The following is a 16,672-nucleotide window of genomic DNA, read 5'->3' as shown; positions in this document are numbered from 1 at the left end:
AACTGAGCGCATCGCAGTACCCGCAGTAAGGGAAGGGCCCGTACGACTTCGGTCGTACGGGCCCTTTCGCGTGCGCGATGGGCGGGCTCCGGGCCTCAGAAGGCCAGGTAGGTGAGCTGGACGATGTAGACGCGTTCGCTGCGTACGACGATTTGGTACCGGAACATTCCGCCCCGGACGGTGATGTCGCCGCCCTTGGGGTCGACGCCTTGGTGACTGCGGCCGTGTACGTGCAGTGCTTCGGCTGCCCTGACCAGTTCTTCCGCCTTGCGTTCCACCTCGGCGAGAAAGTTCGGAGGCGCGGTGCGTGCGGATTCCTCCGCCGCGAAGGCGTACTCCCAGCTCCAGGTCACATCCGTACTGCCTTCATGGCCTCGTCAAAGACGGCGCTCAGCTCGCGCAGTGCCTCATGGGCGAGGGCCGCGTCCGCATGCTCCAGATGGCGTATGGCATGGGCATGCCGTGCCGCCAGGTCGGGGCGGCGGGCGATCTCGATGTCCCTCGCCCAGGCCAGGACCCAGCTCTGCACCGGGCTGAGGGACTGCCACTCGACGGCCTTTGCGAAGGCCTCGTCCTTGGTCCGCTGCATCTCCGGCAGGCGTGCGGGGGCGACGATGGCGAGGGCGGCGCGGAGGGCGTCCGGCGTCTGCTCGGGGCGGGGAACCAGCTCGTGTCCGTGATCGGCCTGTGTGCCCATGGAGTCCTCCCGGTGGTGCCCTGGCCAGGTTAGTCGGCCGGGGCGCATGGGGTGTGAGGACGTGAACATGCGGGATGTTCTCCCTGCTCAGCGGCTGCGGATGGGGGTCGGTCGGCAGTCGCGGCAGCGGCCCGGCGCCGGGGCGCGGAAGGCGCGGTCGCAGGAGTCGCAGTTGTGCAGGGGGTGGCGTGCGGGTGGCGGGGCCGCGGCCGGGGGCCTGAACGGCGGTGGTGGCGGCAGCAGGGCCGCGAGGCGGTGGGCGAGCAGGGCGGCCGGTCGGCGTGGGCCCTCGGGCGGCAGGTCGCGGGTGAGGGCGTGGCGTACGGCGACGGGCTCGACGTCGCGTTCCAGCCAGGCGGCGACGCCGGGGGCCAGGTGGGCGGTGTCGTGGGCGGAGAGGAGCAGGCGGGGGTCGTGGTGGCGCAGCTCCGCGAGGAGGTCGGCGGCCTGCTGGAGGAGCGCGGGGGCCGGGTACGCGGGGTGCGGTACGGCCGGGAGGGGGCGTGGCTGCTTGCGTGGCGGGGGGTGCGGCGCCGGGTGGTCGTTGGCCTCGGACGGGCGGGTCCGCGTCGGAGCGGCGGGGGGCGGCTGATTTCGGGCCACGCCCGGCTGGTTGCAGGAGATCGTGCGGGTGACGATGCGGCCGGCGGGGGTGCGTTCGCGCTCGCGGCGCAGATAGCCGTGGGCCTCCAGCTCGCGCAGGGCGGCGGCGATACGGGTCGTGCCCTCCGGGAAGCGGGCGGCGAGCGTCTTGATGTCGGCGCGGGCACCGGCGGGCAGCGACTGGATGTGGCAGGCGAGGCCGATCGCCAGGAGGGAGAGCTCCGGGTGCTGGGTGAGGTGGTTGCCGATCACCGTGAAGCGGGTGGTGTGGCGGGTGTTGTCATGGGCGATGCCGGAAGGGCGGGCGGCGGTGCGCCGCCGATGAGCGTCGGGCCGGGCGGGCGGGCGCTGGGTCGCTCGTGCGTGGGATGGACTGCCGCCAACGGCGGACCGCGCGCGCGGGGGCACGCTAGGGTTTTGGGTATCCATCGGGAAGCTTCCTCTTCCTCGGTGGTCAGGCCCTCGCCAATGGGATTGCAGTCCCGGCGGGGGCCGTCGCATGTCTGCTGTTGTTTTGCCTGCTGGCGCTGAGAGTAAGGGCGTTGGGGGGCCGCAGATCCAGCTGAACCCGGGATGTTCACCCGCGTGAGTGAGCGGGGCGTGACGCTGGACGTGGGGCGGGTGGGGTGGGGCTTGGTGGGGGTTCTTTCTCACTCACGGTTCTTCAGGGAAGGCACCCGCGACACCGGAGTACGTGGGGACGGGTTCCGGTCCGGGGCAGCCTGGACAGCCTGTACAAAAGCAGGCGGCCGATCACCATACGCAGTCGTCGCGTCACAGCGCGTGGGCGGCGCGGCATGGGCGGAATTCGTGGCGCACGCTGCTGGGAGCTGACCCCGGGCAGGACCCTCGGGCGGGCGGACCGCCACGCCGGGTTTGACCTTCGTCACTCACGGGGTAATGTCTTCGGCTCGATTGGCACCAGACGTGCCCCGTATGGCAGACTGTCCTGGTTGCTCGGTTGAGTGCCGATGCTGCGCGCCTCCCGCCGGGAGGACCGGAAGCGAGTCCCACAGTACTCGTCGCCCCATCTGTCGCTTGCGGCAGCGCTGGAGCGGACGTACGGGAATCTTTCGGGAAGTGCAGCGCGGGGTTCGGCCAGGCACCCGGTGGGTTTCTTCCCCCGGACCCGCGGTCATCAGGGCCGCAGCCCCTGGCAGGGATTCTCCTTCGGGAGAACTGTGTGAGCGGGACTGCGACACGCCCGACCGCGTGGGTCGGAGGAAGTAGAAAAAAGGGCCTCCCGGGAGCCAGAGCGTTCGAGACAAAGGACTACTAAGTAGCCATGGCGGGACAGAAGATCCGCATCCGGCTCAAGGCCTACGACCACGAGGTCATCGACTCTTCGGCGAAGAAGATCGTCGAGACGGTGACTCGCACTGGTGCGTCGGTCGCGGGCCCGGTGCCGCTGCCCACTGAGAAGAACGTGTACTGCGTCATCAAGTCGCCGCACAAGTACAAGGACTCGCGCGAGCACTTCGAGATGCGCACGCACAAGCGCCTGATCGACATCCTCGACCCGACGCCCAAGACCGTTGACTCGCTGATGCGCCTGGACCTTCCGGCCGGCGTTGACATCGAGATCAAGCTCTGAAGGGCGCGAAGAAGATGACCAAGCAGATCAAGGGCATCCTGGGCGAGAAGCTCGGCATGACCCAGGTCTGGGACGAGAACAACCGTGTCGTCCCGGTGACCGTGGTCAAGGCCGGGCCCTGCGTCGTTACCCAGGTCCGTACGAATGACAGCGACGGCTACGAGTCGGTCCAGATCGCCTTCGGCGAGATCGACCCGCGCAAGGTGAACAAGCCCCTCAAGGGCCACTTCGCCAAGGCCGACGTGACCCCCCGTCGCCACCTCGTCGAGATCCGTACCGCTGGTGCCAGCGAGTACACCCTCGGCCAGGAGCTGACCGCCGAGACGTTCGAGGCCGGTATCAAGGTCGACGTCACCGGCAAGAGCAAGGGCAAGGGCTTCGCCGGTGTGATGAAGCGTCACAACTTCCACGGCGGCAAGGCCTCCCACGGTGCCCACCGCGTGCACCGCAAGCCCGGTTCCATCGGTGGCTGTGCCACCCCCGGCCGTGTCTTCAAGGGCATGCGCATGGCGGGTCGCATGGGCAACGAGCGGGTCACCACCCAGAACCTGACCGTCCACGCCGTTGACGCGGAGAAGGGCCTGCTGCTCATCAAGGGCGCGGTTCCTGGTCCGAACGGCGGCCTCGTCCTGGTCCGTACCGCGGCCAAGGGGGCCTGAGGTAACCCATGAGCACCATTGACATCCTTTCGCCGGCAGGCGACAAGACCGGGACGGTCGAGCTCCCCGCGGAGATCTTCGACGTCGAGAAGATCAGCATTCCGCTGATCCACCAGGTCGTCGTCGCGCAGCTGGCCGCGGCCCGTCAGGGCACGCACAAGACCAAGCGCCGTGGCGAAGTCCGCGGTGGCGGCAAGAAGCCGTACCGCCAGAAGGGCACCGGCCGCGCGCGCCAGGGTTCGACCCGTGCGCCGCAGTTCGCCGGCGGTGGCGTCGTCCACGGCCCCGTGCCGCGTGACTACTCCCAGCGCACCCCCAAGAAGATGAAGGCTGCCGCTCTGCGTCACGCCCTCACCGACCGGGCGCGCAACTCCCGCATCCACGTCGTCTCCGGCGTGGTCGAGGGCGAGATCTCGACGAAGGCCGCGAAGAGCCTGCTCGGCAAGGTCAGCGAGCGCAAGAACGTGCTCCTGGTCATCGAGCGCTCGGACGAGCTTTCGCTGCTCTCCGCCCGCAACCTGCCCCAGGTGCACATCCTGGAGCCGGGCCAGCTGAACACGTACGACGTGCTCGTCTCGGACGACGTGGTCTTCACCAAGGCCGCGTTCGAGTCCTTCGTGTCTGGCCCCAAGGCCGATGAGACCGAAGGGAGCGAAGCCTGATGGCTATTCGTCACCAGAGCATCGCGTCCAAGGCTGCGAAGGCCGCCAAGGCCGCGCGCGTCGCCAAGGCGAAGCGCATCGCGACCGAGGGCAAGATCGCCGTTGAGCCCACCCCGCTGAGCAAGTCCTTCTCGGACCCGCGCGACGTCCTCGTCAAGCCGGTCGTCTCCGAGAAGTCGTACGCGCTTCTCGACGAGGGCAAGTACACGTTCATCGTGGCCCCCGGCTCCAACAAGACCCAGATCAAGCAGGCCGTCGAGTCGGTCTTCTCGGTCAAGGTCACCGGGGTCAACACGATCAACCGTCAGGGCAAGCGCAAGCGCACCAAGTCTGGTTTCGGCAAGCGTGCCGACACCAAGCGCGCGATTGTGACCCTTGCTGAGGGCGACCGTATCGACATCTTCGGCCAGGCCTCCTAACGGAGCGCCCTGGTCCGAATATCGGACGAGGACTGAGAAATGGGAATCCGCAAGTACAAGCCGACTACGCCGGGCCGTCGTGGCTCCAGCGTCGCCGACTTCGTCGAGGTAACGCGGTCCACGCCGGAGAAGTCGCTGGTTCGCCCGCTGCACAGCAAGGGCGGCCGTAACAACGCCGGTCGGATCACCGTTCGCCACCAGGGTGGCGGACACAAGCGCGCCTACCGCGTGATCGACTTCCGTCGTCACGACAAGGACGGCGTGCCGGCCAAGGTCGCGCACATCGAGTACGACCCCAACCGCACCGCGCGCATCGCGCTGCTGCACTACGCGGACGGCGAGAAGCGCTACATCCTCGCCCCGCGCGGCACGCAGCAGGGTGACCGGATCGAGAGCGGCGCCGGCGCCGACATCAAGCCCGGCAACAACATGGCGCTGCGCAACATCCCGGTCGGTACGACCATCCACGCCATCGAGCTGCGGCCCGGCGGCGGCGCGAAGTTCGCCCGCTCCGCGGGTGCCTCCGTGCAGCTGCTCGCGAAGGAAGGCGCCATGGCGCACCTTCGCATGCCGTCCGGTGAGATCCGTCTGGTCGACGTCCGCTGCCGCGCCACCATCGGCGAGGTCGGCAACGCCGAGCAGTCGAACATCAACTGGGGCAAGGCCGGCCGTATGCGCTGGAAGGGCGTTCGCCCGACCGTGCGCGGTGTCGTGATGAACCCGGTCGACCACCCGCACGGTGGTGGTGAAGGCAAGACCTCCGGTGGTCGTCACCCGGTCTCGCCGTGGGGCAAGAAGGAGGGTCGTACTCGTGATCGCAACAAGGCGAGCAACAAGTACATCGTCCGCCGCCGCAAGTCGAACAAGAAGCGCTAGGAGCGGGTTTAGATGCCGCGCAGTCTCAAGAAGGGGCCCTTCGTCGACGACCACCTCGTAAAGAAGGTGGACGCCCAGAACGAAGCCGGCACCAAGAACGTCATCAAGACCTGGTCCCGTCGCTCGATGATCGTCCCCAGCATGCTGGGTCACACGATCGCGGTGCACAACGGCAAGACCCACATCCCGGTGTTCGTCACCGAGTCGATGGTCGGCCACAAGCTCGGCGAGTTCTCGCCGACGCGCACCTTCCGGGGTCACGTCAAGGACGACCGGAAGTCGAAGCGCCGCTAAGGCGGGGTGGAATCGACTATGACTAACACCGAAGGGACAACCATGGAAGCCAGGGCCCAGGCGCGGTACATCCGCGTCACGCCCATGAAGGCCCGCCGCGTGGTGGACCTCATCCGTGGCATGGATGCCACGGAGGCTCAGGCGGTCCTGCGTTTCGCCCCGCAGGCCGCGAGCGTGCCGGTCGGCAAGGTGCTGGACAGCGCCATTGCCAACGCCGCGCACAACTACGACCACACCGACGCCTCTTCGCTGGTCATCAGCGAGGCGTACGTGGATGAGGGCCCGACCCTGAAGCGGTTCCGTCCGCGTGCTCAGGGCCGTGCCTACCGGATCCGTAAGCGGACCAGCCACATCACCGTGGTCGTCAGCAGCAAGGAAGGAACCCGGTAATGGGCCAGAAGGTAAACCCGCACGGGTTCCGGCTCGGTGTCACGACCGACTTCAAGTCGCGTTGGTACGCCGACAAGCTGTACAAGGACTACGTCAAGGAAGACGTCGCCATCCGTCGGATGATGACGTCCGGCATGGAGCGCGCCGGCATCTCGAAGGTTGAGATCGAGCGCACCCGTGACCGCGTGCGTGTGGACATCCACACCGCTCGTCCCGGCATCGTCATCGGCCGCCGTGGCGCCGAGGCCGACCGCATCCGCGGTGACCTCGAGAAGCTCACGGGCAAGCAGGTCCAGCTGAACATCCTCGAGGTCAAGAACCCCGAGGTCGACGCTCAGCTCGTGGCCCAGGCCGTGGCGGAGCAGCTGTCCTCCCGCGTCTCCTTCCGTCGCGCCATGCGTAAGAGCATGCAGTCGGCGATGAAGGCGGGCGCCAAGGGCATCAAGATCCAGTGTGGTGGCCGTCTCGGCGGCGCCGAGATGTCCCGCTCGGAGTTCTACCGCGAGGGCCGCGTGCCCCTGCACACGCTCCGCGCCAACGTCGACTACGGCTTCTTCGAGGCCAAGACGACCTTCGGCCGCATCGGCGTGAAGGTCTGGATCTACAAGGGCGACGTCAAGAACATCGCCGAGGTTCGCGCCGAGAACGCCGCTGCCCGCGCCGGCAACCGCCCGGCCCGTGGTGGCAACGACCGCCCGGCCCGTGGTGGCCGCGGTGGCGAGCGTGGCGGTCGCGGTCGCAAGCCGCAGCAGTCGGCTCCGGCCGCCGAGGCCCCCAAGGCCGAGGCTGCCGCCGCTGCTCCGGCTGCTGAGAGCACCGGAACGGAGGCCTGACCGAAATGCTGATCCCCCGTAGGGTCAAGCACCGCAAGCAGCACCACCCGAAGCGCAGCGGTATGTCCAAGGGTGGTACGCAGGTTGCGTTCGGCGAGTACGGCATTCAGGCCCTCACTCCGGCGTACGTGACCAACCGCCAGATCGAGGCGGCTCGTATCGCGATGACCCGCCACATCAAGCGTGGCGGCAAGGTCTGGATCAACATCTACCCGGACCGTCCGCTCACCAAGAAGCCTGCCGAGACCCGCATGGGTTCCGGTAAGGGTTCTCCCGAGTGGTGGATCGCGAACGTCAAGCCCGGTCGGGTGATGTTCGAGCTGTCCTACCCGAACGAGAAGATTGCTCGTGAGGCGCTCACCCGCGCTGCTCACAAGCTTCCGATGAAGTGCCGCATCGTCCGGCGCGAGGCAGGTGAGTCGTGATGTCGGCCGGTACCAAGGCGTCCGAGCTGCGCGAACTGGGCGACGAGGAGCTTGTCAACAAGCTTCGCGAAGCCAAGGAAGAGCTGTTCAACCTCCGCTTCCAGGCGGCGACGGGTCAGCTCGAGAACCACGGCCGGCTCAAGGCCGTCCGTAAGGACATCGCGCGGATCTACACCCTGATGCGTGAGCGCGAGCTGGGCATCGAGACGGTGGAGAGCGCCTGATGAGCGAGAGCAACGTGACTGAGAACACCGAGACCCGCGGATTCCGCAAGACCCGTGAGGGTCTGGTCGTCAGCGACAAGATGGACAAGACCGTCGTCGTCGCCGTCGAGGACCGCGTCAAGCACGCGCTGTACGGCAAGGTCATCCGCCGTACGAACAAGCTCAAGGCGCACGACGAGCAGAACGCTGCCGGCGTCGGCGACCGCGTCCTCCTGATGGAGACGCGTCCGCTGTCGGCGACCAAGCGCTGGCGCATCGTCGAGATCCTCGAGAAGGCCAAGTAATTCTCCCAGGGGTATCCCTAGGAGTTCGTTCCGCCAGGCTCGGCAGGGGCCCAGCTCGTAAGAGTGAAGCCCCTGCCGGGAACCGGCAGACAAACAGGAGATAGACGTGATCCAGCAGGAGTCGCGACTTCGCGTCGCCGACAACACGGGTGCGAAGGAAATTCTCACCATTCGTGTTCTCGGTGGCTCGGGTCGCCGCTACGCGGGTATCGGTGACGTCATCGTCGCCACCGTCAAGGACGCGATCCCCGGTGGCAACGTGAAGAAGGGTGACGTCGTCAAGGCGGTCATCGTTCGCACCGTCAAGGAGCGCCGCCGTCCGGACGGCTCGTACATCCGCTTCGACGAGAACGCCGCCGTCATTCTGAAGAACGACGGCGACCCTCGCGGCACCCGTATCTTCGGCCCCGTCGGCCGTGAGCTGCGCGAGAAGAAGTTCATGAAGATCATCTCGCTCGCGCCGGAGGTGCTGTAAGCATGAAGATCAAGAAGGGCGACCTGGTCCAGGTCATCACCGGTAAGGACAAGGGCAAGCAGGGCAAGGTCATTGCCGCTTTCCCGCGCGAGGAGCGCGTCCTGGTCGAGGGTGTCAACCGGGTCAAGAAGCACACGAAGGCCGGCCCGACCGCCAGCGGCTCGCAGGCCGGTGGCATCGTGACGACCGAGGCCCCCGTCCACGTCTCCAACGTCCAGCTGGTCGTGGAGAAGGACGGCAACAAGGTTGTCACGCGCGTCGGTTACCGCTTCGACGACGAGGGCAACAAGATCCGCGTTGCCAAGCGGACGGGTGAGGACATCTGATGACGACCACCACCACTCCGCGTCTCAAGACGAAGTACCGCGAGGAGATCGCGGGCAAGCTGCGTGAGGAGTTCTCGTACGAGAACGTCATGCAGATCCCCGGCCTCGTCAAGATCGTGGTCAACATGGGTGTCGGCGACGCCGCCCGTGACTCGAAGCTGATCGACGGCGCCATCCGCGACCTCACCACGATCACCGGCCAGAAGCCGGCCGTGACGAAGGCCCGGAAGTCCATCGCGCAGTTCAAGCTGCGCGAGGGTCAGCCGATCGGCTGCCACGTCACGCTCCGTGGCGACCGCATGTGGGAGTTCCTGGACCGCACCCTGTCGCTCGCGCTGCCGCGCATCCGCGACTTCCGTGGTCTGTCCCCCAAGCAGTTCGACGGCCGTGGCAACTACACCTTCGGTCTCACGGAGCAGGTCATGTTCCACGAGATCGACCAGGACAAGATCGACCGCGTCCGGGGTATGGACATCACCGTGGTCACCACGGCGACCAACGACGCTGAGGGCCGTGCGCTCCTTCGTCACCTCGGCTTCCCGTTCAAGGAGGCGTAAGCGAGATGGCGAAGAAGGCTCTGATTGCCAAGGCTGCTCGTAAGCCCAAGTTCGGTGTGCGTGCGTACACCCGCTGCCAGCGCTGCGGCCGTCCGCACTCCGTCTACCGCAAGTTCGGCCTCTGCCGCGTGTGCCTTCGTGAGATGGCTCACCGTGGCGAGCTGCCGGGCGTGACCAAGAGCTCCTGGTAGTCCTCCCTTTTCAAGGGTTTCAAAGGACTCCTGGATCTCTCGGTAAGTAAAGGGTCGGCAGAGGCCCCCCTCTCCATGGCTTAGGCTAGGAGGGTTGGGCGTCTGCCGCCCTGACCGACTTACTACGCCGTAGGTCCCCGCGCCGCACCCGTCCCGCCTCTGAGTGGGGAGAGGGATGGCGCAGATAGGAAACCCCGGCGAGAGAGGCCGAAGGCCAATTCATGACCATGACTGATCCGATCGCGGACATGCTGACTCGTCTGCGTAACGCGAACTCGGCGTACCACGACACCGTGGCGATGCCGCACAGCAAGATCAAGTCTCACATCGCGGAGATCCTCCAGCAGGAGGGCTTCATCACGGGCTGGAAGGTCGAGGACGCCGAGGTTGGCAAGAACCTCGTTCTCGAGCTGAAGTTCGGCCCGAACCGTGAGCGCTCCATCGCGGGCATCAAGCGGATCTCCAAGCCCGGTCTCCGGGTTTACGCGAAGTCCACCAACCTGCCCAAGGTCCTCGGCGGCCTCGGCGTGGCGATCATCTCCACGTCGCACGGTCTCCTGACCGGCCAGCAGGCAGGCAAGAAGGGCGTAGGTGGGGAAGTCCTCGCCTACGTCTGGTAGTCGGGAACGGAGGAATAGCTAATGTCGCGTATTGGCAAGCTCCCCATCACGGTTCCCGCCGGCGTGGACGTCACCATCGACGGCCAGACGGTCGCGGTCAAGGGTCCCAAGGGCACCCTGAGCCACACCATCGTCGCGCCGATCGAGATCGCTAAGGGTGAGGACGGCGTTCTGAACGTCACCCGCCCGAACGACGAGCGTCAGAACAAGGCCCTCCACGGCCTGTCCCGCACGCTGGTGGCGAACATGATCACCGGCGTGACCCAGGGTTACGTGAAGAAGCTCGAAATCAGCGGTGTCGGTTACCGCGTCCTGGCGAAGGGCTCCAACCTGGAGTTCTCGCTCGGCTACAGCCACCCGATCCTGATCGAGGCGCCCGAGGGCATCTCCTTCAAGGTCGAATCGGCGACCAAGTTCTCGGTCGAGGGCATCGACAAGCAGAAGGTCGGCGAGGTTGCGGCCAACATCCGCAAGCTGCGCAAGCCCGACCCGTACAAGGCCAAGGGCGTCAAGTACGAAGGCGAAGTCATCCGCCGCAAGGTCGGAAAGGCGGGTAAGTAAGCCATGGCATACGGTGTCAAGATTGCTAAGGGCGACGCTTACAAGCGTGCTGCCATCAAGCGTCGTCACATCCGCATCCGTAAGCACATCTCGGGTACGGCTGAGCGTCCGCGCCTGGTCGTGACGCGCTCCAACCGCCACATCGTGGCCCAGGTCATCGACGACATCAAGGGTCACACCCTTGCGTCGGCGTCGACCCTGGACAGCACGATCCGCGGCGCCGAGGGCGACAAGTCCGCGGCCGCCAAGTCGGTCGGCGCCCTGGTCGCCGAGCGCGCCAAGGCCGCCGGTGTCGAGACTGTCGTGTTCGACCGTGGTGGTAACCAGTACGCCGGGCGCATCGCCGCCCTGGCGGACGCCGCCCGCGAAGCCGGACTCAAGTTCTGAGTCGGTTCCGTAGCTAGCGGAAACAGAGAGAGGTAATTCCAATGGCTGGACCCCAGCGCCGCGGTGGCGGTGCCGGTGGCGGCGAGCGGCGGGACCGGAAGGGTCGCGACGGTGGCAACGCCGCCGCCGAGAAGACCGCGTACGTTGAGCGCGTTGTCGCGATCAACCGCGTCGCCAAGGTTGTGAAGGGTGGTCGTCGCTTCAGCTTCACCGCGCTGGTCGTGGTGGGCGACGGTGACGGCACCGTGGGTGTCGGTTACGGCAAGGCCAAGGAGGTGCCGGCCGCCATCGCCAAGGGTGTTGAGGAGGCCAAGAAGCACTTCTTCAAGGTCCCCCGTATCCAGGGCACCATCCCGCACCCGATCACGGGCGAGAAGGCGGCGGGCGTCGTCCTGCTGAAGCCTGCTTCCCCCGGTACCGGTGTTATCGCCGGTGGCCCGGTGCGTGCCGTGCTCGAGTGCGCCGGCGTTCACGACATCCTGTCGAAGTCGCTCGGTTCGTCGAACGCGATCAACATCGTGCACGCGACCGTGGCGGCCCTCAAGGGTCTGCAGCGTCCCGAGGAGATCGCGGCTCGCCGTGGTCTGCCCCTCGAGGACGTCGCTCCCGCGGCTCTGCTGCGGGCGCGTGCCGGGGCTGGTGCTGCGTAATGGCACAGCTCAAGATCACGCAGACGAAGTCGTACATCGGCAGCAAGCAGAACCACCGCGACACCCTGCGCTCCCTTGGTCTCAAGGGCATCAACACGCAGGTCGTCAAGGAGGACCGTCCCGAGTTCCGCGGCATGGTGCACACCGTCCGCCACCTCGTGACGGTTGAGGAGGTCGACTGACATGGCGGAGCAGAACCCGCTGAAGGTCCACAACCTCCGGCCCGCCCCGGGCGCCAAGACCGCCAAGACCCGTGTGGGTCGTGGTGAGGCGTCCAAGGGTAAGACCGCTGGTCGTGGTACCAAGGGCACCAAGGCCCGTTACCAGGTTCCGGAGCGCTTCGAGGGTGGCCAGATGCCCCTCCACATGCGTCTCCCGAAGCTCAAGGGCTTCAAGAACCCGTTCAAGACCGAGTTCCAGGTCGTGAACCTCGACAAGCTGAGCGCGCTGTACCCGGAGGGTGGCGAGGTCACCGTCGAGGGTCTCGTCGCCAAGGGTGCCGTTCGCAAGAACAGCCTCGTCAAGGTCCTCGGCCAGGGTGAGCTCACCGTGGCGCTGCAGGTGACGGTCGACGCCGTCTCCGGCTCCGCCAAGGAGAAGATCACCGCCGCGGGCGGTACTGTCACCGAGCTCGTCTGATTCCCTCAGACGTGTCGATGACATGAGCGATTCCCAGCCGGGGATGCCCCACAAAAGGGGCATCCCCGGTTGGTCGTTCCAAGGGGGGCACGGTCGCCGGTAAGGTGGCGTGCACTGTCTAAGCTCCGTGCGGTCTGCCCGCACGGTTTTGTTGACTGATACGTATTCGTCGAACCTCAAGACCACCACCTCTGACGCACGCGCGCGGGGGTCGCAGGAGGCACCGTGCTCACCGCGTTCGCCCGGGCGTTCAAGACGCCCGACCTGCGCAAGAAGCTGCTCTTCACGCTCGGCATCATCGTGATCTACCGGGTGGGTACGCATGTGCCGATCCCCGGGGTCAGCTACAAGAACGTCCAGGCCTGCATCGACAACGCAAATCAGAATCAGGGCCTGTTCGGTCTCGTCAACATGTTCAGTGGTGGCGCGCTGCTTCAGATCACGATTTTCGCGCTCGGCATCATGCCGTACATCACGGCGAGCATCATTCTGCAGCTGCTGACCGTGGTGATCCCGCGGCTCGAGGCCCTCAAGAAGGAGGGTCAGGCCGGCACGGCGAAGATCACGCAGTACACGCGCTATCTGACCATCGCGCTCGCGATCCTTCAGGGCACCGGCCTGGTGGCCACCGCCCGTACCGGCACCCTCTTCCAGGGCTGCCCCGTCGCCAGCGAGATCGTTCCTGACCAGTCGATCTTCGTCACGATCACGATGGTGATCACGATGACCGCCGGTACGGCCTGTGTGATGTGGCTCGGTGAGCTGATCACCGACCGCGGCATCGGCAACGGCATGTCGATCCTGATGTTCATCTCGATCGCCGCGACCTTCCCGAGCGCCCTGTGGGCCATCAAGGAGCAGGGCTCGCTCGCCGACGGCTGGATCGAGTTCGGCACGGTCATCGCGGTCGGGCTCGTCATGGTCGGCCTGGTGGTCTTCGTCGAGCAGGCGCAGCGGCGCATTCCGGTCCAGTACGCGAAGCGCATGATCGGCCGCCGGTCCTACGGCGGGACGTCGACGTACATCCCGCTGAAGGTGAACCAGGCGGGCATCATCCCTGTGATCTTTGCCTCCTCGCTGCTCTACATTCCGGCCCTGGTCGCCCAGTTCGCGGGCGGCAATGCGGGATGGAAGACGTGGATCGAGGCAAACCTGACCAGTGGTGACCACCCGATTTACATCGCCACATACTTCGTGCTGATTGTCTTCTTCGCCTTCTTCTACGTCGCGATCTCCTTCAACCCCGAGGAAGTCGCGGACAACATGAAGAAGTATGGTGGCTTCATCCCGGGCATCCGGGCTGGCCGTCCGACCGCTGAGTACCTGAGTTACGTACTCAACCGGATCACGTGGCCGGGTTCGCTGTATCTGGGTCTGATCGCTCTTGTGCCGACGATGGCGTTGGTGGGCTTCGGGGCCAACCAGAACTTCCCGTTCGGCGGGACGAGCATCCTCATCATCGTGGGTGTGGGTCTGGAAACCGTGAAGCAGATCGAGAGCCAGCTCCAGCAGCGCAATTACGAAGGGTTCCTCCGCTGATGCGAATCGTCCTCGTCGGGCCGCCCGGTGCGGGCAAGGGAACGCAGGCCGCGTTCCTCGCCAAGAACCTGTCGATCCCGCACATCTCCACGGGCGACCTCTTCCGCGCCAACATCAGCCAGGGCACGGAGCTGGGCAAGCAGGCGAAGGCGTACATGGACGCCGGGAACCTCGTGCCCGACGAGGTGACGATCGGCATGGCGAAGGACCGCATGGCGAAGCCGGACGCCGAGAACGGCTTCCTGCTCGACGGGTTCCCGCGCAATGTCTCGCAGGCCGAGGCGCTGGACGTGGCCCTCAAGGCCGATGACGTGAAGCTCGACGCCGTCCTGGACCTGGAGGTCCCGGAGGACGAGGTCGTCAAGCGGATCGCCGGCCGCCGGATCTGCCGCAAGGACTCCAGTCACGTCTTCCACGTGACGTACTCCCAGCCGAAGCGGGACGGCGTCTGTGACGTCTGCGGCGGTGAGCTGTACCAGCGCGAGGACGACAGCGAGGACACCGTCCGCAAGCGCCTTGAGGTCTACCACACGCAGACCGAACCGATCATCGACTACTACCGGACCCAGGGTCTGGTCGTGACGATCTCGGCGCTCGGCAAGGTGGACGAGGTCACCGCGCGTGCGATGGAAGCCCTGAAGGGCGACAAGTAGTCAGTACGCTGTTTCGGCCGCGGTGCCCGTGAGGGGACCGCGGCCTTACTGTTGTCTACGTACTCGGTACGTGTGTACGTAGCCGGTTTGTCGACGGATGACGGAGAGCGGAAGCCCCATGGTGCAGATCAAGACCCCCGAGCAGATCGCGAAGATGCGTGAGGCGGGCCTTGTCGTCGCCGCGATTCACGCCGCCACACGTGAGGCCGCGGTGCCCGGCGCCACCACCAAGGATCTGGACGAGGTCGCCCGCAAGGTGATCGAGGAGCACGGCGCCAAGTCCAACTTCCTCGGGTACGGCGGCTTCCCCGCCACGATCTGCACCTCGGTCAACGAGGTCGTCGTGCACGGCATCCCCGACGACAAGACCGTCCTCAAGGACGGCGACATCATCTCCATCGACGCCGGCGCGATCATCGACGGCTGGCACGGCGACGCCGCGTACACCGCGTTCGTCGGCACCGGTCACGCCCCGGAGCTGGTCGAGCTCTCCCGGGTGACCGAGGAGTCGATGTGGGCCGGCATCGCGGCCATGAAGCAGGGCAACCGCCTCGTCGACATCTCCCGCGCGATCGAGACGTACATCCGCCGCCAGCCGAAGCCGGGCGGCGGCAAGTACGGCATCGTCGAGGACTACGGCGGGCACGGCATCGGCACCGAGATGCACATGGACCCCCACCTCCTGAACTACGTCGAGCGCCGCCGCGGCAAGGGCCCCAAGCTGGTCCCCGGCTTCTGCCTGGCCATCGAGCCGATGGTCTCCCTGGGCACCCCCCGCACGGAGGTCCTGGAGGATGACTGGACGGTCATCACCACGGACGGCACCTGGTCCTCGCACTGGGAGCACTCGGTGGCGCTGACGGAGGAGGGGCCGCTGGTCCTGACGGCTCCGGACTGCGGCAGGGCCAGGCTGGCGGAGTACGGGGTCACTGTCGCGCCGGATCCGCTGGGCTGAGGGGGTTCACCCCTCTTGCTTAAGGATCTTCGTCGTGGGGCAGACTTTCTCGATTCGTCTTTCGGAGTGCACTGACGTAGACTGACGCGTCGGCTCTCGTGCATCCGTGTGCCTGCATACGGAGCATGAAGTCGATCAAGGTAGTCGATTCGAAGGGCGAAGCGTGGCCAAGAAGCAAGGTGCCATCGAGATCGAAGGCACTGTCGTCGAGTCTCTTCCGAACGCCATGTTCAAGGTGGAGCTCCAGAACGGCCACCAGGTCCTGGCACACATCAGTGGCAAGATGCGCATGCACTACATCCGCATCCTCCCTGACGACCGGGTCGTGGTGGAGCTGTCTCCGTACGACCTGACGCGTGGCCGGATCGTCTACCGGTACAAGTAGATCTTGCCCGCACCCCGCCGCGGCGGGGTGGTGGCACTGACCCGGAGAACCTCACCCAATGAAGGTCAAGCCGAGCGTCAAGAAGATCTGCGACAAGTGCAGGGTGATCCGCCGTCACGGCCGGGTCATGATCATCTGCGACAACCCGCGCCACAAGCAGCGCCAGGGCTGACGTACGACTGCAGTTCGCAGAGTTTCGCGCGACGCAAGTAAGCACATATGCAGGACCCGTCCCTCTTCACTTCCCTTGGTAATGGAGGGCGACACCCCCGGTCGGAGGCCGGGGACCCAGTACGTACCAACTCTTCTCGAGCAGAAGAGGACGGCGGCTGGGAGTGGTTCTGCTGAAGACCTCCGAAGAATCAACAGGAGCCATGAATGGCACGCGTTGAAGGCGTTGACCTCCCGCGCGAAAAGCGCATCGAGGTTGCCCTCACCTACGTGTTCGGCATCGGCCGCACGCTGGCCCAGCAGACGCTGGACGCCACCGAGGTGGACCGCAACACCCGCGTCCGCGACCTGACCGAGGAAGACCTGGTCAAGATCCGCGAGTACGTGGACGCCAACATCAAGACCGAGGGTGACCTCCGTCGCGAGATCCAGGCCGACATCCGCCGCAAGGTCGAGATCGGTTGCTACCAGGGTCTGCGTCACCGTCGTGGCCTGCCCGTCCGCGGTCAGCGCACCAGCACGAACGCCCGCACCCGCAAGGGCCCGCGTCGCGCCATCGCCGGTAAGAAGAAGCCGGGCAAGAAGTAGTCCTCGCTCAGCGGT

At 66.1% G+C, this 16,672-nt stretch carries 30 protein-coding genes; 27 read left to right on the top strand and 3 right to left on the bottom strand.

The features are described 5' to 3' along the window. Positions 1-95: 95 nt before the first annotated feature. The 3 genes from ACF062_RS16375 to ACF062_RS16365 all read right to left on the bottom strand — a co-directional run bounded on the left by ACF062_RS16375 (position 96) and on the right by ACF062_RS16365 (position 1,729). Positions 96-353, bottom strand: coding sequence for a hypothetical protein (locus ACF062_RS16375; RefSeq protein WP_392138611.1), 258 nt, complete (start codon positions 351-353; stop codon positions 96-98). Next, positions 350-697, bottom strand: a complete 348-nt coding sequence (locus ACF062_RS16370) for a hypothetical protein (protein ID WP_392138609.1) — start codon at positions 695-697, stop codon at positions 350-352. Before ACF062_RS16370 ends, ACF062_RS16375 begins: the two co-directional genes overlap by 4 nt. Positions 698-784: 87 nt before the next feature. After that, positions 785-1,729, bottom strand: coding sequence for a helix-turn-helix domain-containing protein (locus ACF062_RS16365; RefSeq protein WP_392138607.1), 945 nt, complete (start codon positions 1,727-1,729; stop codon positions 785-787). 856 nt (positions 1,730-2,585) lie between these two features. On the opposite strand from ACF062_RS16365, the gene rpsJ reads away from it, so the two are divergent. From rpsJ to rpsM, 27 genes are all read left to right on the top strand, one after another. After that, positions 2,586-2,894 (top strand): 30S ribosomal protein S10, encoded by a 309-nt coding sequence (gene rpsJ, locus ACF062_RS16360; RefSeq protein ID WP_003948644.1) that lies wholly within the window; start codon positions 2,586-2,588, stop codon positions 2,892-2,894. Positions 2,895-2,908: 14 nt separating this feature from the next. After that, positions 2,909-3,553: a 50S ribosomal protein L3 gene (rplC, locus tag ACF062_RS16355; RefSeq protein ID WP_030782583.1), complete on the top strand. Its 645-nt coding sequence runs from the start codon at positions 2,909-2,911 to the stop codon at positions 3,551-3,553. An 8-nt stretch (positions 3,554-3,561) separates the two neighbouring features. Further along, complete coding sequence (rplD, locus tag ACF062_RS16350) at positions 3,562-4,215, top strand: 50S ribosomal protein L4 (RefSeq protein WP_223776219.1); 654 nt, start codon at positions 3,562-3,564, stop codon at positions 4,213-4,215. Next, entirely contained in the window at positions 4,215-4,634 is a 420-nt protein-coding gene (gene rplW / locus ACF062_RS16345) for a 50S ribosomal protein L23 (protein ID WP_223776220.1), read from the top strand. Before rplD ends, rplW begins: the two co-directional genes overlap by 1 nt. Before the next feature lie 39 nt (positions 4,635-4,673). Next, positions 4,674-5,510 carry a 50S ribosomal protein L2 gene (rplB, locus tag ACF062_RS16340; protein ID WP_223776221.1) on the top strand — a complete coding sequence of 279 codons (837 nt, stop codon included), beginning with the start codon at positions 4,674-4,676 and terminating at the stop codon, positions 5,508-5,510. 12 nt (positions 5,511-5,522) lie between these two features. Further along, the gene (rpsS, locus tag ACF062_RS16335; protein ID WP_062775140.1) at positions 5,523-5,804 is read left to right on the top strand and encodes a 30S ribosomal protein S19; all 282 of its coding nucleotides are present in this window, start codon (positions 5,523-5,525) and stop codon (positions 5,802-5,804) included. A gap of 42 nt (positions 5,805-5,846) precedes the next feature. Beyond that, positions 5,847-6,194 (top strand): 50S ribosomal protein L22, encoded by a 348-nt coding sequence (gene rplV / locus ACF062_RS16330; RefSeq protein WP_004571827.1) that lies wholly within the window; start codon positions 5,847-5,849, stop codon positions 6,192-6,194. After that, positions 6,194-7,027: a 30S ribosomal protein S3 gene (rpsC, locus tag ACF062_RS16325; protein WP_356578120.1), complete on the top strand. Its 834-nt coding sequence runs from the start codon at positions 6,194-6,196 to the stop codon at positions 7,025-7,027. Before rplV ends, rpsC begins: the two co-directional genes overlap by 1 nt. Before the next feature lie 5 nt (positions 7,028-7,032). Beyond that, the gene (gene rplP, locus ACF062_RS16320) at positions 7,033-7,452 is read left to right on the top strand and encodes a 50S ribosomal protein L16 (protein WP_014047785.1); all 420 of its coding nucleotides are present in this window, start codon (positions 7,033-7,035) and stop codon (positions 7,450-7,452) included. Beyond that, positions 7,452-7,676 carry a 50S ribosomal protein L29 gene (gene rpmC / locus ACF062_RS16315; RefSeq protein WP_127912615.1) on the top strand — a complete coding sequence of 75 codons (225 nt, stop codon included), beginning with the start codon at positions 7,452-7,454 and terminating at the stop codon, positions 7,674-7,676. The genes rplP and rpmC overlap by 1 nt, the downstream gene beginning before the upstream one ends. Then, positions 7,676-7,960 carry a 30S ribosomal protein S17 gene (gene rpsQ / locus ACF062_RS16310; protein WP_125514477.1) on the top strand — a complete coding sequence of 95 codons (285 nt, stop codon included), beginning with the start codon at positions 7,676-7,678 and terminating at the stop codon, positions 7,958-7,960. The genes rpmC and rpsQ overlap by 1 nt, the downstream gene beginning before the upstream one ends. 106 nt (positions 7,961-8,066) lie before the next feature. Beyond that, on the top strand, positions 8,067-8,435 hold the full coding sequence (gene rplN / locus ACF062_RS16305) for a 50S ribosomal protein L14 (RefSeq protein WP_003974257.1): 369 nt from the start codon (positions 8,067-8,069) through the stop codon (positions 8,433-8,435). 2 nt (positions 8,436-8,437) lie between these two features. Beyond that, on the top strand, positions 8,438-8,761 hold the full coding sequence (gene rplX / locus ACF062_RS16300; protein WP_223776223.1) for a 50S ribosomal protein L24: 324 nt from the start codon (positions 8,438-8,440) through the stop codon (positions 8,759-8,761). Next, positions 8,761-9,318: a 50S ribosomal protein L5 gene (gene rplE / locus ACF062_RS16295; RefSeq protein ID WP_062775145.1), complete on the top strand. Its 558-nt coding sequence runs from the start codon at positions 8,761-8,763 to the stop codon at positions 9,316-9,318. The genes rplX and rplE overlap by 1 nt, the downstream gene beginning before the upstream one ends. A 5-nt stretch (positions 9,319-9,323) precedes the next feature. Then, on the top strand, positions 9,324-9,509 hold the full coding sequence (locus tag ACF062_RS16290) for a type Z 30S ribosomal protein S14 (protein ID WP_003956452.1): 186 nt from the start codon (positions 9,324-9,326) through the stop codon (positions 9,507-9,509). Between the two features lie 221 nt (positions 9,510-9,730). Next, entirely contained in the window at positions 9,731-10,129 is a 399-nt protein-coding gene (gene rpsH, locus ACF062_RS16285) for a 30S ribosomal protein S8 (RefSeq protein ID WP_018528360.1), read from the top strand. A gap of 21 nt (positions 10,130-10,150) precedes the next feature. Further along, positions 10,151-10,690, top strand: coding sequence for a 50S ribosomal protein L6 (gene rplF / locus ACF062_RS16280; protein WP_055527119.1), 540 nt, complete (start codon positions 10,151-10,153; stop codon positions 10,688-10,690). 3 nt (positions 10,691-10,693) lie between these two features. Then, on the top strand, positions 10,694-11,077 hold the full coding sequence (rplR, locus tag ACF062_RS16275; RefSeq protein WP_127912613.1) for a 50S ribosomal protein L18: 384 nt from the start codon (positions 10,694-10,696) through the stop codon (positions 11,075-11,077). 41 nt (positions 11,078-11,118) lie between these two features. Beyond that, a complete protein-coding gene (gene rpsE / locus ACF062_RS16270; RefSeq protein ID WP_127912612.1) occupies positions 11,119-11,727 on the top strand; it encodes a 30S ribosomal protein S5 in 609 nt (202 codons plus the stop codon). Further along, positions 11,727-11,909 (top strand): 50S ribosomal protein L30, encoded by a 183-nt coding sequence (gene rpmD, locus ACF062_RS16265; RefSeq protein WP_005481207.1) that lies wholly within the window; start codon positions 11,727-11,729, stop codon positions 11,907-11,909. The genes rpsE and rpmD overlap by 1 nt, the downstream gene beginning before the upstream one ends. Position 11,910: 1 nt before the next feature. Next, positions 11,911-12,366, top strand: coding sequence for a 50S ribosomal protein L15 (gene rplO, locus ACF062_RS16260; RefSeq protein WP_062775150.1), 456 nt, complete (start codon positions 11,911-11,913; stop codon positions 12,364-12,366). Positions 12,367-12,591: 225 nt separating this feature from the next. After that, the gene (gene secY / locus ACF062_RS16255) at positions 12,592-13,905 is read left to right on the top strand and encodes a preprotein translocase subunit SecY (RefSeq protein WP_223776224.1); all 1,314 of its coding nucleotides are present in this window, start codon (positions 12,592-12,594) and stop codon (positions 13,903-13,905) included. Further along, positions 13,905-14,558: an adenylate kinase gene (locus tag ACF062_RS16250; RefSeq protein ID WP_392138599.1), complete on the top strand. Its 654-nt coding sequence runs from the start codon at positions 13,905-13,907 to the stop codon at positions 14,556-14,558. The genes secY and ACF062_RS16250 overlap by 1 nt, the downstream gene beginning before the upstream one ends. A gap of 118 nt (positions 14,559-14,676) precedes the next feature. Further along, the gene (gene map, locus ACF062_RS16245) at positions 14,677-15,513 is read left to right on the top strand and encodes a type I methionyl aminopeptidase (RefSeq protein ID WP_223776226.1); all 837 of its coding nucleotides are present in this window, start codon (positions 14,677-14,679) and stop codon (positions 15,511-15,513) included. A gap of 163 nt (positions 15,514-15,676) precedes the next feature. Then, positions 15,677-15,898 (top strand): translation initiation factor IF-1, encoded by a 222-nt coding sequence (gene infA, locus ACF062_RS16240; protein ID WP_003948620.1) that lies wholly within the window; start codon positions 15,677-15,679, stop codon positions 15,896-15,898. A gap of 58 nt (positions 15,899-15,956) precedes the next feature. Then, positions 15,957-16,070, top strand: coding sequence for a 50S ribosomal protein L36 (gene rpmJ / locus ACF062_RS16235; protein ID WP_003948619.1), 114 nt, complete (start codon positions 15,957-15,959; stop codon positions 16,068-16,070). A 206-nt stretch (positions 16,071-16,276) separates the two neighbouring features. Continuing rightward, on the top strand, positions 16,277-16,657 hold the full coding sequence (gene rpsM / locus ACF062_RS16230; RefSeq protein ID WP_030782528.1) for a 30S ribosomal protein S13: 381 nt from the start codon (positions 16,277-16,279) through the stop codon (positions 16,655-16,657). Positions 16,658-16,672 lie beyond the last annotated feature (15 nt).

The organism is Streptomyces sp. NPDC015345 (assembly GCF_043078805.1).
In the GTDB taxonomy this organism is placed as follows: Bacteria; Actinomycetota; Actinomycetes; order Streptomycetales; family Streptomycetaceae; genus Streptomyces.
Note: the sequence above shows the minus strand (reverse complement) of the source record. Positions and strands in the feature narration are given on the sequence as shown.